The following is a 15,811-nucleotide window of genomic DNA, read 5'->3' on the forward strand; positions in this document are numbered from 1 at the left end:
GCCTCCCCCCGTGGGGCCACCCCGCGCCCCCCCGCCCCGCGCGCCCCCCCCCCCCCCCCCCCCCCCCGCCTCGGCATAACGCGGCGCCCCCTCACCCGGCGCGACAAGCTTCGCTTGTCACGCCACCCTCTCCCCGCAAGCGGGGCGAGGGAAGATGCCGCGCCGCTTCGATCAAATTCGCAGCAGCAAAGGTTTCGTCGTTGCGGGATGCCCGTCAGGCCGATGCCGAATTGGCACGACCAAACTCAAACGACCGACATCGTCGCGTGCCTGCGTCAAGCCCTTCACGCCGCCGAGCCGGCGAACGCCAGCACCGACCGCGGCGGGGCGATCATCTCGCCGCCGGCAGGCCAGGGATCGATCACCGGGCGGTCGTCGGTGGTGTTGAGCACCTGGCGCCAGACTTTCCATTCCGGGGTTTTCGGAAATTTGAAGGTGATCGCCGCGGGCGCCGAATTCAGCACGACGAACAGCGGCGCGTAGCCGCGTTCGGCCGGGCTGAGCACGTAAGCCAGAAAGCGGCCGTCGGGAAACGCCCAGTCCTGCTGCGTCATCTCGTCGGCGGTCGGCGTCAGCCACAGCACGCCGTAGGAACCGTCGGCGCGGCGGCCGTCGAGCCACTGGGTGGAGCGGATCTGCGGGAAGTTCATCCGCAGCGTGGTCAACCGGCCGACGAACTCGATCAGATCGTCGTCGGGCCGGCCGAGCCCGTCCCAACCGACCCAGCCGATCTCGTTGTCCTGGCAATAGGCGTTGTTGTTGCCGTGCTGCGAATTGCCGACCTCGTCGCCGGCCAGCAGCAGCGGCACGCCCTGCGCCAGCATCAGGCAGGCGAGCTGGTTCTTGCGCAGCTGCAGCCGCAGCGCCCGCACCGCGGGATCCGGGCTCGGACCTTCGTGGCCACAATTGTTGCTGAGGTTGTCGTTGGAGCCGTCGCGATTGTCTTCGCCGTTGGCCTTGTTGTGTTTGACGCTGTAGCTGTAGAGGTCGGCGAGGGTGAAGCCGTCATGCACCGTGACGTGGTTGATGCTGGCGCGCGGCCGGCGGCCGTCGTGGTTGAACAGGTCGGAGGAGCCGGTCATGCGGCGTGAGATTTCGCCGGTCAGGCTGCCTTCGCCGCCCCAGTAGCGCCGCATCGCGCTGCGGTAGCGGTCGTTCCACTCCGACCATTGCGACGGAAACGCGCCGACCTGGTAGCCGCCCATGCCGAGGTCCCAGGGCTCCGCGATCATCTTCACCGAGGCCAGCACCGGGTCCTGGCGAATCGCGGTGAAGAACCCGGCGTTGCGGTCGTAGCCGCGCGGGCCGCGCGCCAGCGTGGTGGCCAGATCGAAGCGGAAGCCGTCGACGTGGCAGGTCTCGACCCAGTAGCGCAAGCTATCCATCACCATCTGCAGCACGCGGGGATGGGTGAGGTTGACCGAGCTGCCGCAGCCGGTGAAGTCGTCGTAGAACCGCGGGTTGTCCGGCTTCAGCCAGTAGTACGAGGCGTTGTCGATGCCGCGGAACGACAGCGTCGGGCCGAGCTGATTGCCCTCGGCGGTGTGGTTGTAGACCACGTCGAGAATGACTTCGATACCGGCGTCGTGCAGCCGCGCCACCGTGGTGCGGAACGCCTCGAGCGGGTGGTCCTGGGTGTAGCGATGCTCCGCCGCAAAGAACGACAGCGTGTTGTAGCCCCAGTAGTTGGTCAGCTTCTTCTCGACCAGCGTGCGGTCGTCGACCAGGCCGTGGATCGGCAACAGCTCGATGGTGGTGACGCCGAGCCGCTTGAAGTGATCGATCATCGGCTGCGACGACAACGCGCTGTAGCTGCCGCGCAGATGCGGCGGCACGTCGGGATGGGTCTGCGTCAGGCCTTTGACGTGGGCCTCGTAGATGATGGTGTCTTCCCACGGAATCCGCGGCCGGGTGTCGTGGCGGCCGAGATGGAAGGTCTCGTCGACCACCACCGCCTTCGGCATGCCGCGGGCGTTGTCGCGGCGGTCGAACGACAGATCCTCGCGCGGGCTGCCGGGGCGATAGGCGAAATGCGCGTCGCTCCACACCAGCCGGCCGAACAGCCGCTTGGCGTAAGGGTCGAGCAAGAGCTTATGCGCGTTGAAACGGTGGCCGCGCTCCGGCTCATACGGCCCGTGCACACGATAGCCGTACAATTGCCCCGGCGAAATGTCGTTGAGATAGCCGTGCCAGACGTCCTCGGTCTTTTCCGGCAGCGTGATCCGCTCCAGCTCGCGCCGGCCCTGAGTATCGAACAGGCACAATTCCACCTTCTCGGCATTGGCCGAGAACAGCGCGAAATTCGTGCCCCGGCCGTCCCAGCTTGCGCCGAGACGGAAAGGTGCGCCGGCCGAAAGTCGCATCGTCAGTCTTCCGGCGTGAGAAAGATGACGCCGAGCGGCGGCAGCGACAGGCTGAGCTCGGGGATCAGCTGATCCAGCGTGTGCACTTCGCCGGTGTTGCCGACGTTGCTGCCGCCGTAATGCGAGGAGTCCGAATTCAGCACCTCGCGCCATCTGCCGGGGAACGGCACCCGGACGCGATAGTCGTGGTAGACGTTGGGCGAGAAGTTCGCCACCACCAGGCAGCGCGCGCGGGCGTCGTTGCCCTTGCGGATCCAGGCGAACACGTTGCGGTCGGCGTCGTCGGTGATGATCCATTCGAAGCCGTAGCCGTCGCAGTCGAGCTGATGCAGCGCCGGCAGCCGGCGATACAGCCCGTTGAGGTCGCGGATCAGCGTCTGGATGCCTTGGTGGCTCGGCTGTTCGAGCAGATGCCAATCCAGCGAACGGTCGTGATTCCACTCGCGCTCCTGGGCAAATTCGCAGCCCATGAACATCAGCTTCTTGCCGGGATGCGCGAACATGAAGGCGTAATACGCCCGCAGATTGGCGAAGCGCTGCCAGGCGTCGCCCGGCATCCGGCCGATCAGCGAGCGTTTGCCGTGCACGACTTCGTCGTGCGACAGCGGCAGAATGAAGTTCTCCGAGAAGGCGTATTGCAGGCCGAACAGGATCTCGCCGTGGTGATATTTGCGGTAGATCGGATCCTGGCTGATGTAGTCCAGGGTGTCGTGCATCCAGCCCATGTTCCACTTGTAGCCGAAGCCCAGCCCGTCATATTCGACCGGCCGCGACACCTGCGGCCAGGCGGTGGATTCCTCGGCCGCCGTGGTGGCGTTGGGGAATTTCGCATAGACCTCGGTGTTGAAGCGGCGCAGGAAATCGATCGCCTCGAGGTTTTCGCGACCGCCGAACTTGTTCGGGATCCAGCCGCCCGCCGGGCGCGAATAGTCGAGATACAGCATCGACGCCACCGCATCGACCCGCAGCCCGTCGATGGCGTAGCGCTCCAGCCAGAACAGCGCGTTGGAGACCAGGAGGTTGACCACTTCGGTGCGGCCGTAATTGTAGATCAGCGTGCCCCAATCCATGTGCCGGCCCTGCAAGGGGTTGGCGTGTTCATAGAGCGCGGTGCCGTCGAAATTGGCGAGGCCGTGCGGATCGTCGGGGAAATGCCCCGGCACCCAGTCCAGCAGCACGCCGATATTCTCGCGATGGCAGGCGTCGATCAGCGCGACGAAATCTTCCGGCGAGCCGAACCGGCTGGTCGGCGCGAACAGCCCGGTCGGCTGATAGCCCCAGGAGCCGTCGAACGGATGCTCGTTGACCGGCAGAAATTCGACATGGGTGAAGCCGAGATCGCGGACGTAAGCCGGCAGCACCTCGGCGAGCTCGCGATAGCTCAGCCACTGATTGTCGTCCTTGCGGCGCCAGGAGCCGAGATGCACTTCGTAGATCGACATCGGCGCGTCGAGCGCGTTGATGTTGGCGGGCGCCGGGCGGGGATGCGACATCCGCGACGGATCGAGCACGATCGAGGCGGTGGAAGGGCGCAGCTCGGCGGCGAACGCCAGCGGGTCCGACTTCAGCGGCAGCTGCTGGCCGTTTTGGCCGATAATATCGAATTTGTAGTGATCGCCGGCCAGCGCGCGGGGAATGAACAGCTCCCAATAGCCGCTGCCGCGCACCCGCATCGGGTGTCGTCGCGGATTCCAGAAGTTGAAATCGCCGACCACGCTGACGCGCTGCGCATTCGGCGCCAGCACCACGAAGCCGATGCCGTCGACGCCATCCATTGTCATCGGATGGGCGCCGAGCTTGTCGTACAGCCGCTGATGAGTGCCTTCGCCGAGCAGATAGAGATCGAAGTCGGTCAGGATCGGCGGAAACCGATACGGATCGTCGAGATCGACGGTTGTTTCGCCGAACCGGGCGCGCAGCTGATAGCGGCTCGAGCCGTTCGGCAGCAGGCCGACGAACAAGCCGGCGTCGTGCACGCGCTCCAACACTGCGGTGCCGCCATGCTCGTCGACCGCGTCGACCATCGAGGCTTCCGGCAGGAACGCCCGCACCACGGTGCGATCATTCTCCTGATGGGGGCCGAGATAGCGAAACGGGTCGGCGTGGCGGCCTTCCACAATCGCGTATGCCTCCTCGGGCAGATTCGCAATCATGTGACCTCCTGGGAACGCTGGGACAAAATCCGAATGACGCCGGCGAGCGGGACGCGGAGCCAATCGGGACGGTGGGCGAGTTCGTATTCGATTTCGTAGAAGGCTTTTTCTAGCAGGAAGAAATCGAGAATCCCACCCGCCGCCTCAGGATTACCAGGCCACAGCCGGGTATCGGTCATGGATTCGCGGTAGGCGCCGAGAAACGCCGCCGTCGAACGGTTACGCCACGCTTCGAGCGCCGAGGCAAGCTTGCCCTGGTCGTCCGGCGAGCTTTTCAGCGCGCGATCCAGCGCCGCGGTGGCCGAATAGTCGATCGAGCGGATCAACCCGGCGACGTCGCGCGCCGCCGGCGCCTTGCGGCGTCGTTCGGTCTGGGTGCGGCGCGGCTCGCCCTCGAAATCGATAATAAAAACGTCATCCTTGACGATCAGCATCTGGCCGAGATGGAAATCGCCATGGTGGCGGATGTTCAGCCCGCCGCCGTCCTCGTGCAACAGGCCGCGCAGCCGCTCGCGGATCGAATCGCGCTGCCTGGCCAGTTCGTCGACCAGCGGCCGATCGGCTTCTTTCAGCTGATCGCGCCGGCGCTTCACCTCGTCGATGACGCGTTCGGCATAGGCGGTTACGTTGTCGACCCACTCGCGCAGCTGCGCGGCGGTGATCGGATCGGGCGCGAAATCCGCCACTTCGTCGTGGGCGGCAAGTGCCACGTGCATCTCGGCGACGCGTCTGCCGGTCTGCGACATATAACGCAGATACGGCACGGTTTCGTCGCTTTCGCCGGGCTGTTCGGCGGTGGTGAGCAGCCGCTGCTCGTCGACGAAGCGATCGAGATAGGCCTGGGTCACGGTCCAGCCGTCGCCCTGGTTGCCGACGAAGGCGTGCACCACCGCCACTGCGCTGGTGTTGTCGCCCTCGATCAGTTCGACGCTGCCCATCAGCGCCGGGGTGTTGGCGAAGCCGGCGACGTCGGTGAGGAAGCGGCCCATCTCGATCTCGGGATTGATGCCGGTCTCCAGCCGCCGATACAGTTTCACCACATAATCGCCGTCGACCAGCGTGGTGCTGTTGGACTGTTCGGTCTCCACGGCGCGGATGTTCTGCAGCGGCTTGTCCGGCTTCTCGGCGAGCCGCGCGGTCGGACGGAACGCGAGCTGGGCGCCTTGCTCCTCGACCACCAGCGACGCCCGCAGATTCTGCAACAACAGCGTCACGAAGTCGGGATCGGAGGCGACGTCGAGCAGGGTGCCTTCGCGGGCGCCCTGGCGCACCGCGGCAAACGCCCGCGGATTGAAGCGCTCGCGGTCGAAGCGCACCCAGTTGATCTGCATCGGCAGCACGTAGCGCGAGGTCACGCCGCGCTGCGTCGCCTCGAAGAACGCCAGCCACGGCCGGTTGTCGCCCTCGATGCAGAACGGAATCGCGGAGGTCAGCCGCGGATGGATGGCGCGCGGCGAGCGCTCCGGATACCAGCGGGTGCGCGCCAGATGCGCCGGCAGCACGTCACGCTCGAATACGCCGCGGGTGCGGCCGAGCGTCATCCAGGTGGCGCCGAGCGGCACCACCAGGGTCTCGAATTCCGGCACCGCCGAGGTCGTCGGGTGCTGCGAAGCGTCGCGCTCGCACAGCCGGAACCAATAGAAGCCGTAGGGTGCCAGCGTGATCATGTAGGGCAGTTCGCCGATCGCCGGAAACCTCGTGCGTCCCAGCATCTCCTGCGGAATCCGGTCCTTCCACGCCGACAGATCGAGCTCGGTGGCCTGTGCCGAACGCGACAGATTGGCGACGCAGAGAATCACTTCGTCCTCATATTGCCGGACATAGGCCAGCACCGCACGATTCGACGGCCGGATGAAGCTCATGGTGCCGCGGCCGAATGCCAGCGTCGACTTGCGCACCGAGATCAGTCGCTTGGTGGCGCTGAGCAGCGACGACAGGCTGCGCGACTGCGCCTCGACGTTGACCGCCTCGTAGCCGTACACCGGGTCCATGATGGTCGGCGCGTAGAGCCGCGCCGGGTCGGCGCGCGAGAAGCCGCCGTTGCGGTCCGGGGTCCACTGCATCGGCGTGCGCACGCCGTTGCGGTCGCCGAGATAGATGTTGTCGCCCATGCCGATTTCGTCGCCATAATAGATGATCGGCGTGCCGGGAAACGACAGCAGCAGCGAATTCATCAATTCGATCTTGCGGCGGTCGTTGTCCATCAACGGCGCAAGCCGCCGCCTGATGCCGACATTGATCCGCGCCCGCGGGTCGTTGGCGTAGGTCGACCACAGATAATCGCGCTCGACGTCGGTGACCATTTCGAGCGTCAGTTCGTCATGGTTGCGCAGGAACATCGCCCATTGGCAATTCGCCGGAATATCCGGGGTCTGCCGCAGAATGTCGGTGATCGGAAAGCGGTCTTCCTGCGCCAGCGCCATGTAGATTCGCGGCATCAGCGGGAAGTGATAGGCCATGTGGCATTCGTCGCCGGCGCCGAAATATTGCTGGACGTCCTCCGGCCATTGATTGGCTTCGGCGAGCAGCACCTTGCCCTTGGCATAGGCGTCGAGTTCGGCGCGCAACGTCTTGATGACGGCGTGGGTCTCGGGGAGATTCTCATTGTTGGTGCCATCGCGCTCGCACAAATAGGGAATGGCGTCGAGCCGGAAGCCGTCGACGCCGGTGTCGAGCCAGCGCTTCATCACCTGGATCACCGCGGAGACCACCCGCGGATTGTCGAAGTTCAGGTCCGGCTGATGCGAGAAGAAGCGGTGCCAGTAATACTGCTTGGCCTCGGCGTCCCACGACCAGTTGGATTTCTCGGTGTCGGTGAAGATGATCCGGGTGCCGGAATATTTCTGGTCGCTGTCGCTCCAGACGTACCAGTCGCGCGCGCTCGATCCCTTCGGACTGCGGCGGGCGCGCTTGAACCAGTCGTGCTGGTCCGAGGTGTGGTTGATGACGAGCTCGGTGATGACGCGCAGGCCGCGGCGCTTGGCCTCGAAGATGAAGCGGCGGAAGTCCTTCATGGTGCCGTAGTCGGGGCTGACCGCGCCGTAATCGGCGATGTCGTAGCCGTCGTCGCGGCCGGGCGAGGGATAGAACGGCATCAGCCACAGCGCGGTGACGCCGAGCTCCTGCAGATAGTCCAGCTTTTCGGTGAGGCCGGCAAAGTCGCCGATACCATCATTGTTGCTGTCGGCGAACGCCTTGACGTGCAGCTGATAGATGATGGCGTCTTTGTACCACAGCTCGTCGGTCTCGACGGTGGTCTGCGAGCCGTTCGGCTCGATCGAGGGCATGATATTCATTGGCAAGCCCTTCAGGCTAAGCAGCGAAACAGCAGGGCGGGATCACGGTTGGGGTCGATGCGCAGGCGGACGCCACCCCATTCGAGCGGCACGCGCTCGCCGGTGATCAGATTTTCCAGCACGGCGACATTGCTCAGGCCATGACTGGTTTCAATCTGAACGTCCCCCAATGGAAACCAGACTTCGTGATAATCGCGCGACAGCGCGATCGCCACCGCCACCGTATTCGACCCGTCGACCGATTGCTTGACGAAGCCGATCACGTTGCTGTCGTCGATGCCGACGAAGCGCAGATTGCTGGTCTGCAGCAACGCCGCATTGGCGCGCCGCACGCGGTTGATGTCGCGGATATAGGGCTTGAGGTTGCCGGGTTGATCCCAGTCGCGCACCTTGATTTCGTATTTCTCGGAGTTGAGATATTCCTCCTTGCCGGGGATCGGCTCGTGTTCGAGCAGTTCGAAGCCGTTGTAGATGCCGTAGGTGCCGGACAGCGTCGCCGCCAGCGCGAGGCGCGACTTGAACATCCAGGGTTCGCCGCTCTGCAGGTGATAGGGCAGGATGTCCGGGGTGTTGACGAAGAAGTTCGGGCGGTAATACTCCCGCATCGGGTAGGCGGCCAATTCGTTGAGATATTGCTCGATCTCCCACTTCTGGGTGCGCCAGGTGAAATAGGTGTAGGACTGCGTGAAGCCGAGCTTGGCCAGGCCCTGCATCACCTTCGGCCGGGTGAACGCTTCGGCCAGGAAGATGACGTCGGGGTGCTGCAGCTGAACCTCGTGGATCAGCCATTCCCAGAACGGCAACGGCTTGGTGTGCGGATTGTCGACGCGGAAGATCTTGACGCCCTGTTCGGCCCAGAACAGTACCACGTCGCGCAGCGCGTTCCACAGCGAGCCGGCGTCATCGCAGGCAAAATCCGGATTGACGATGTCTTCGTACTTCTTCGGCGGATTTTCTGCGTAGCGCATGGTGCCGTCGGGCCGGCGTCTGAACCAGTCGGGATGCTCGGTCAGCCACGGATGGTCCGGCGAACATTGCACGGCGATGTCGAGCGCGACCTCGATCTCCACCAGCTTGCAGGCGGCGAGAAAGGCGCGGAAATCCGCCAGCGTGCCCAATTCCGGATGGATCGCGTCGTGGCCGCCCTCGGCGCCGCCGATCGCGTAGGGGCTGCCGGGATCGCCGGGCTCGGCGGTCAGCGCGTTGTTGCGGCCCTTGCGGTTGGTCTTGCCGATCGGGTGGATCGGCGTGAAATAGATCACGTCGAAGCCCATCGCGGCGATATCGGGAAGCCGGTTGATGCAGTCGCGGAAGGTGCCGTGCTGGCCCGGCGTGGTGCCCTGGCTGCGCGGCACCATCTCGTACCAGGCGCCGGAGCGCGCCCGCGGCCGGTCGATCATCAGCGGCAGCGGCGGCGAGCGGGTCAGGTCCGGGCGCGCCTGGCTGTCGGCCATGGCGTCGCGCAGCTCCGGGGTGAGCAGCGGCTCGGGCTCGCCGGTCTCCAGATAGGCCTGGCAATGGCGTTGAATGATCGCCGCGGTGTCGCCGCCAGCGCGGGCCTTGGTCAGCATCGCCGCGCCTTCCAGCGCGTCGAGCGTGACGTCCTGGCCGGCCTTCAGCTTCAGTTCGAAGCTGTGCCGCCAGGTGGCGAATTCGTCGGTCCAGGCCTCGATCGCATAGACGTAGCGTCCCACCTGATCCGGCACGAACGAGCCGCCCCAGCGGTCGTTGACGTCATAGCGCAGCGGCGACCGCTGCCAGTCCTGATCCTGCTCGCGGCGCCAGACCACCGCGGCGGCGATCACCTCGTGGCCGTCGCGAAAAATGTCGGCCCAGATCGCGATCGGCTCGCCGACGATGCGTTTGACCGCATAGCGGCCACCGTCAACAATCGGAAAGATCTCTTCGATATGAAAAGTCCCGCCGGCTGCGGCGCTTTGAATGCTTTGTGCTGTTTTGTTCACGGTGATGCCAATATCTAGAATAACCATCCCAATCATGAATTGGAGAACGGGCGGTCAGGTCCTATACAAAGTCTCCATACCGGGCATAGTTCCCGGAACCCACTCTACGCATCGACGTTGTGGACGACTATCCTGTTCTTCAATTTGACAGATTCGCGACGCTCCCCGCGTTGCGTGCAGACAGCGTGTTTTATGGATCTTTTCACTCAAGCGACCGAGCGCGGCATCCAGACCGAATTCTATGACGGGCAGGGCCACCGACGCGTCACCGACGCGGCGGCGCTGCAGATCATTCTCGACGCCATGCCGATGCAGCCCCACCGGCGCTGGCTGCCGGGGCCGGTGGTGATCCGCCGCGGCCAGGAGGCGCACACCGAATTGTCGGACGCTGTGGCATTGCCGGCGCGCTGGCGCATCAGCGACGACGACGCCGTCATCGCCCAGGGCGAGACCGGCGACCGCACGCTGCGCTGGCCGGGGGATCTGCCGCTCGGCAGCTACCGGCTGCAGTTGACCGATGCGACGCAAAGCCAGGACGAAGCGCCGCTGATCGTGGCGCCGCCGACCGGCTATAGCGGCAGCTTCGACCGCTGCTGGATCTTGGCGGTGCAGCTCTACAGCGTGCGATCGGCCCGCAACTGGGGCATGGGCGACTTCACCGATCTGGAGCGGCTGATCGATCTCGCCGCCTCGCTCGGCGCCGGCGGCGTCGGCCTCAACCCGCTGCACGCGCTGTTCGACGATCGCCCGTCGGATTGCAGCCCGTATTCGCCGAACAGCCGGCAGTTTCTCAACGCGCTGTATGTCGACGTCGAGCAATTGCCGGAGTTTTCACGGGGCGATTTTGCCGATTTCGAACCCGCCATGGCGGAATTGGCGCAAGCCGAAACCATCAGCTACGTGGCGGTCGCCGGGCTGAAATGGCGGGCGCTGCGCCAGGCCTTCGACCGCTTTTGCGCCGCGCCGCAGCCGGAGCGCGCCGCGGCGTTCGCCGCATTCCGCGAGGAGCGCGGCGCGTTGCTGTTGCGGTTCGCCTGTTTCGAAGTGTTGCGTCACAAATTTAAAACGCCATGGTGGGAGTGGCCGGCCGAGTGGCGGCAGCCGGACGACGAACGATGTGAAAGCTTGCGCGCGGGCGACGACGGCCGCGAGATCGAATTCATCGAATTCGTGCAATGGTGCGCCGACGAGCAGTTGCGCGGCTGTCGCGACAGCGCCAAGCGGCTCGGCATGAGCATCGGGCTGTATCTCGACGTCGCGGTGGGGGTGCAGAGCGACGGCTTCGACGCCTGGACCGAGCAGGTGGCGATTTCCCGCCAGCTCGGCGTCGGCGCGCCGCCCGACCCGCTGAACACCGCCGGGCAGGACTGGGGGCTCGCCGGATTCAATGCCGCCGGGCTCGAAGCGCGCTGCTTCGAGCCGTTCCGCGCCATGCTGCGCGCCTCGATGCGCTACGCCGGCGCGATTCGCCTCGACCACGTGCTCGGGCTGAAGCGGCTTTATCTGGTGCCGCATGGTTTCCGCGCCGACAACGGCGCCTATGTGCAGATGCCGTTCGAGGCGCTGCTCGCGGTCACCGCGCTGGAGAGCTGCGCGCATCGTTGCGTGGTGATCGGCGAGGACCTCGGCACCGTGCCGGACGGCTTCCGCGACCGGCTCGCGGCATGGGGCATCTGGTCGTACCGGGTGATGATCTTCGAGCGCGACGGCAACGGCTCGTTCCGCGGTCCCGACGCCTATCCGGCCAACGCGCTGGTGACCTTCAACACCCACGATCTGGCGACCTTCGCCGGCTGGCGCGCCTTCGCGGATCTGCAGTTCAAGCGCTCGATCGGCATCGACCCCGGCGAATCCGACGAGGCGCGCTGGCATGCGCTCGGCATGCTCGGCGACATGCTGCGGCACGAGGCGATCGAACGCGACGATTTCTACGCCGTCACCAAATTCCTCACCCGCACGCATTCGCGGCTGCTGGCGATCTCGCTGGAGGACCTGTTGAAAGTCACCGACCAGCCCAATATCCCCGGCACCGTCGATCAGCATCCGAACTGGCGCCGCCGGCTGCCGGTGGCGCTCGAGGACATCGTGGCGGCGATCGACCAGCCGGCGCTGCAAGACGCCACCGCCGGTCGCGGCCAACAACGGTAATCGCATTTGCCCGGACACATCGAAGATTACGGCCTGATCGGCGATTGCGAGACCGCCGCCCTGGTCGGCCGCGACGGCTCGATCGATTGGCTGTGCTGGCCGTCGTTCGATTCCGAGGCCTGCTTTTCCGCGCTGCTCGGCTCCAACAAGCACGGCCGCTGGCAGATCGCGCCGGCCGACCTGGTGATCGCCTGCTCGCGGCGCTACCGCGGCGATTCGCTGATCCTGGAGACCCGGCTCACCACCGCGACCGGCACCGTGACGCTGATCGACTTCATGCCGCCGCGCGGCTCGGCCTCCGACGTGGTGCGGCTGGTGCGCGGCGACCACGGCCGCGTCAAGATGCGGATGGAGCTCGTGATCCGCTTCGGTTTCGGCGCCAATATTCCCTGGGTGAAGCGCACCGACGGCGGCGCCCTGCTGGCGATCTGCGGCCCCGATATGACGGTGCTGCGCACCCCGATCGACACCCATGGCGAAGCCATGACCACGGTGTCGGAGTTCGAGGTCGAAGCCGGCGCGACGGTGCCGTTCGTGCTGACCTATGCGGCGTCGCATCTGGCGGTGCCGGCGGCGATCGACCCCGCGCAGGCGCTCGCCGAAACCGAGCAGTTCTGGGCGGAATGGTCCGGGCGCTGCAGCTATCACGGCGAGCATCGCGACCTGGTGATGCGCTCGCTGATCACGCTGAAGGCGCTGACCTTCGCGCCGAGCGGCGGCATCGTCGCCGCGCCCACCACCTCGCTGCCGGAGAAACTCGGCGGCGCCCGCAATTGGGACTATCGCTATTGCTGGCTGCGCGACGCCACCTTCACGCTGTTGGCGCTGATCAATTCCGGCTACACCGAGGAAGCCTCGGCCTGGCACAATTGGCTGCTGCGCGCGGTGGCAGGCTCCCCGGCCGACCTGCAGATCATGTACGGCATCATGGGGCAGCGCCGGCTGCTGGAATGGCAGGCTGACTGGCTGCCGGGCTATGAGGGCGCCGAGCCGGTGCGGATCGGCAATGCGGCGCACGCGCAGTTGCAGCTCGACGTCTATGGCGAATTGATCGACGCGTTCCATCAGTGGCGGGTGGCCGACATCATGCTCGACGGCGAGTCGTGGTCGCTGGAATGCGCCGTGCTCGAGCATCTTGCGAAGATCTGGAACGAGCCCGACAGCGGCATCTGGGAGCGCCGCGGCGCCGGCCGGCACTACGTGTCCTCCAAGGTGATGACCTGGGTGGCGTTCGACCGCGGCATCAAGAGCGCGGAAATGTTCGGCCTCGACGGGCCGCTGGATACTTGGCGGGCGCTGCGCGACGACATTCATCGCGACGTCTGCACCAACGGCTTCGACAAAGAGCAAAACTGCTTTGTGGAATCCTACGGCGCCAAGGTGCTGGATGCCTCGATCCTGCTGCTGCCGTCGGTCGGTTTCCTGCCGGCGTCGGACCCACGGGTGCAGGGCACGCTCGAGGCGATCGAACAACACCTGATGCGCGACGGCTTCGTGCTGCGCCACGATCCACGCGAAGCCACCGATGAACAGCAGCCGATCGAAGGCGCCTTCCTGGCCTGCAGCCTGTGGCTCGCCGACGCCTATCTGTTGGCCGGCGAGATCGACAAGGCGCGGGCGCTGTTCGACCGCGTCGCCTCGGTCGCCAACGACATCGGACTGCTCGCCGAAGAATATGACTCCGATGCCAAGCGTCAGACCGGCAATTTCCCGCAGGCCTTGACCCACATCGCGCTGATCAACACCGCGCAAAACCTCTCCGCCGCACAACAGCCGGCCGACAAGCCGGTGACGCAGCGGGCGAAGTAAGCCTCAGCTCGCCGCCTGCTGCTTCAAAATGAAATCCACCGCCGCCGCAAAGCCTTCGTCCTCGTTCGACGTGCTGACGTGGCGGGCCTGGCGCTGCACGTCGGCGGTGGCGTTGCCCATCGCTATCGGCAGCCCGCTGGTCTTGAACATCGCCAGATCGTTCTGCATGTCGCCGATGGTGGCGATGGCGTCGGTGGTGATGCCGAGCCGCCGCGCCATCGCGCGGACGAAGCTGCCCTTATCCTGGCCGGGCGGGGTGATGTCGAGGTAGTAGCTCTGCGAGCGCACCGCCAAAGCCTCATGGCCGAGCGCCTGTTGCACGGCTTGTTCGCAGCGCTCCAGCAAATCCGCGTCATCGCTGGCGCCGACGATCTTGCAGGCCTGGTCGAGATACGGCGCAAAATCCTCGATCGCCGTCGGATCGGACTGGATGGTCGACTGCTCATGCGCGACGTAAGCGCCATCGAGCTTGCGGACGAACCAGTGGTCGGTGGTGAACAGCCAGGCGTCGACCGAAAAATCCGCCAGCACCTTGAGCGCGGTCGCGGCGGCGTGTGCGGGAATCCGATGCTGCTCCAGCACGACGAATTGCGGGTCGACGATCGAGGAGCCGTTGAACGGCCCCATCGGCAGATCGAGGTCGAGCGGGTCGACCAGCATCCGCATCCCGACCGGCGGCCGGCTGCTGGTCACGGTGAAGCCGATGCCGGCGCCGCGCAGCCGCGCCACCGCTTTCTGTGCGGCCTCGGTCAATCGCTTGTCCTTGGTCACCAGCGTGCCGTCGACGTCGGAGATCACCAGAGCGATGCGGCTCATTCAACCAGTTTCCTTGTGTGTCCCGGCAGCCGCGCCAGGATGTCGTCGACCATCGCCTCGACCGGACGGTCGATCGCCACCACGATCGGCTGTTCGTCGGCGTGCGGCACTTCCAGCGTGCCGAACTGGCTGTCCAGCAATCCCGGCGGCATGAAGTGATCGTGGCGCAGCGCCAGCCGCGCGCCGATCAGCTGGCGATCGCCGTCGAGATAGACCAGCCGGACGTCGCCGCGGCCATGCAGCAGCACGTCGCGATAGGCGCGTTTCAGCGCCGAGCAGGCGATCACCGCATGGCTGCCGGCGGCGGCGACGCGGTCGATCTCCTCGGCGATGGCGCGCAGCCACGGCCAGCGGTCGTCATCGGTCAAGGGATAACCGGCGCTCATCTTCGCCACATTGGCGGCGGGGTGAAAGCCGTCGGCGTCGGCAAAACGCCAGCCCAGCCGCTGCGCCAGGGCTTCGGCGATGGTGCTCTTGCCGGCGCCGGAGACCCCCATCACAATCAGCACGCTCGGCATCGCGTGCGTCTCATCACCCATCGAACTTCTCCGGCCACGCGGCGCGGTCGATCAGCCAGACCGTTTCGCGCTGCGATTGCGCCCGCGCCGCCGGCAGATCCTCGCCGGCCAGCACGCGCGACAGTACGGCGCGCTTCTCGGCGCCGCCGACCAGAAACAGCATTTCGCGGCACGACGCCAGTGCCGGCAACGTCAGCGTGACGCGCGGCACGAACGGGGCGACATGCGCGGTCTCGACGCCGACCACCCAGCGCTGCCGTTCGCCGAGCGCCGGCGCGTCGGGAAACAGCGAGGCGGTGTGGCCGTCGGGGCCCATGCCCATCAGCACCAGGTCGAACAGCGGCCGCGCCGGCTCAAACTGATCGGCGCCGTAGAACGCCTGCAAGGTGCGTTGATAGGTGAGGGCGGCGTCGTCCGGCGTCGCGAGCTCGGTGGGAATCGCGTGGATATTTCCCGCCGGCGCGCGGCCGTCGAGCAGCATCCGCCGCGCCGTGCCGATGTTGCTCAGCTCGTCGTGCTGCGGCACGAAGCGGTCGTCGCCGATGAACCAATGCACCCGCGGCCAGGGAATCCGCGCGGAAAACTCATCCGCCAGCAATTCGAACAAGCGCTTCGGCCCGGAGCCGCCGGTCAGACAAATTGCGACGCGCTCCGGCTGCGCGTCGATCCGCGCCAGCAGCCGCGTGGCTGCGGCTCTGGCGAGCGACTCGGTATCGGCGACGATGTCGCGGCGGAGGGCCACGC

The 15,811-nt window shown here is 65.9% G+C and carries 9 protein-coding genes; 2 read left to right on the forward strand and 7 right to left on the reverse strand.

Annotated features, from left to right (window positions below):
- Positions 1 to 284: 284 nt before the first annotated feature.
- From glgX to HNR60_RS14860, 4 genes are read right to left on the reverse strand one after another with little or no spacing between them, the layout of a single operon-like run.
- Positions 285 to 2,363, reverse strand: coding sequence for a glycogen debranching protein GlgX (gene glgX / locus HNR60_RS14845; protein WP_184258795.1), 2,079 nt, complete (start codon positions 2,361 to 2,363; stop codon positions 285 to 287).
- Positions 2,364 to 2,365: 2 nt separating this feature from the next.
- Entirely contained in the window at positions 2,366 to 4,516 is a 2,151-nt protein-coding gene (gene glgB / locus HNR60_RS14850) for a 1,4-alpha-glucan branching protein GlgB (RefSeq protein ID WP_184258797.1), read from the reverse strand.
- Positions 4,513 to 7,812, reverse strand: a complete 3,300-nt coding sequence (treS, locus tag HNR60_RS14855) for a maltose alpha-D-glucosyltransferase (RefSeq protein ID WP_184258799.1) — start codon at positions 7,810 to 7,812, stop codon at positions 4,513 to 4,515. Before treS ends, glgB begins: the two co-directional genes overlap by 4 nt.
- Before the next feature lie 11 nt (positions 7,813 to 7,823).
- On the reverse strand, positions 7,824 to 9,803 hold the full coding sequence (locus HNR60_RS14860) for an alpha-1,4-glucan--maltose-1-phosphate maltosyltransferase (RefSeq protein WP_210313568.1): 1,980 nt from the start codon (positions 9,801 to 9,803) through the stop codon (positions 7,824 to 7,826).
- Positions 9,804 to 9,968: 165 nt separating this feature from the next.
- On the opposite strand from HNR60_RS14860, the gene malQ reads away from it, so the two are divergent.
- Together malQ and HNR60_RS14870 are read left to right on the forward strand one after the other, a co-directional pair.
- Entirely contained in the window at positions 9,969 to 11,924 is a 1,956-nt protein-coding gene (malQ, locus tag HNR60_RS14865; protein ID WP_184258803.1) for a 4-alpha-glucanotransferase, read from the forward strand.
- A gap of 6 nt (positions 11,925 to 11,930) precedes the next feature.
- A complete protein-coding gene (locus HNR60_RS14870) occupies positions 11,931 to 13,733 on the forward strand; it encodes a glycoside hydrolase family 15 protein (RefSeq protein ID WP_184258805.1) in 1,803 nt (600 codons plus the stop codon).
- A 3-nt stretch (positions 13,734 to 13,736) separates the two neighbouring features.
- Here the strand turns inward: HNR60_RS14870 and HNR60_RS14875 are convergent, their stop codons facing one another.
- Genes HNR60_RS14875 through pgl form a run of 3 tightly spaced genes read right to left on the reverse strand, consistent with a single transcriptional unit; the run spans position 13,737 to position 15,809 of the window.
- Entirely contained in the window at positions 13,737 to 14,549 is an 813-nt protein-coding gene (locus tag HNR60_RS14875) for a Cof-type HAD-IIB family hydrolase (protein WP_184258806.1), read from the reverse strand.
- Complete coding sequence (locus tag HNR60_RS14880) at positions 14,546 to 15,088, reverse strand: gluconokinase (protein ID WP_184258808.1); 543 nt, start codon at positions 15,086 to 15,088, stop codon at positions 14,546 to 14,548. Before HNR60_RS14880 ends, HNR60_RS14875 begins: the two co-directional genes overlap by 4 nt.
- Positions 15,081 to 15,809, reverse strand: coding sequence for a 6-phosphogluconolactonase (gene pgl, locus HNR60_RS14885; protein ID WP_184258952.1), 729 nt, complete (start codon positions 15,807 to 15,809; stop codon positions 15,081 to 15,083). The genes HNR60_RS14880 and pgl overlap by 8 nt, the downstream gene beginning before the upstream one ends.
- Between the last annotated feature and the right edge of the window lie 2 nt (positions 15,810 to 15,811).

The sequence above is a fragment of the Rhodopseudomonas rhenobacensis genome, from assembly GCF_014203125.1.
Classification (GTDB): Bacteria; Pseudomonadota; Alphaproteobacteria; order Rhizobiales; family Xanthobacteraceae; genus Rhodopseudomonas_A; species Rhodopseudomonas_A rhenobacensis.

Coding starts and splice junctions, on each gene's coding strand:
- HNR60_RS14860 (WP_210313568.1), bottom strand. CDS start 9,803: ATGGTTATTCTAGATATTGGCATCACCGTGAACAAAACAGCACAAAGC.
- treS (WP_184258799.1), bottom strand. CDS start 7,812: ATGAATATCATGCCCTCGATCGAGCCGAACGGCTCGCAGACCACCGTC.
- glgX (WP_184258795.1), bottom strand. CDS start 2,363: ATGCGACTTTCGGCCGGCGCACCTTTCCGTCTCGGCGCAAGCTGGGAC.
- malQ (WP_184258803.1), top strand. CDS start 9,969: ATGGATCTTTTCACTCAAGCGACCGAGCGCGGCATCCAGACCGAATTC.
- HNR60_RS14880 (WP_184258808.1), bottom strand. CDS start 15,088: ATGGGTGATGAGACGCACGCGATGCCGAGCGTGCTGATTGTGATGGGG.
- HNR60_RS14875 (WP_184258806.1), bottom strand. CDS start 14,549: ATGAGCCGCATCGCTCTGGTGATCTCCGACGTCGACGGCACGCTGGTG.
- glgB (WP_184258797.1), bottom strand. CDS start 4,516: ATGATTGCGAATCTGCCCGAGGAGGCATACGCGATTGTGGAAGGCCGC.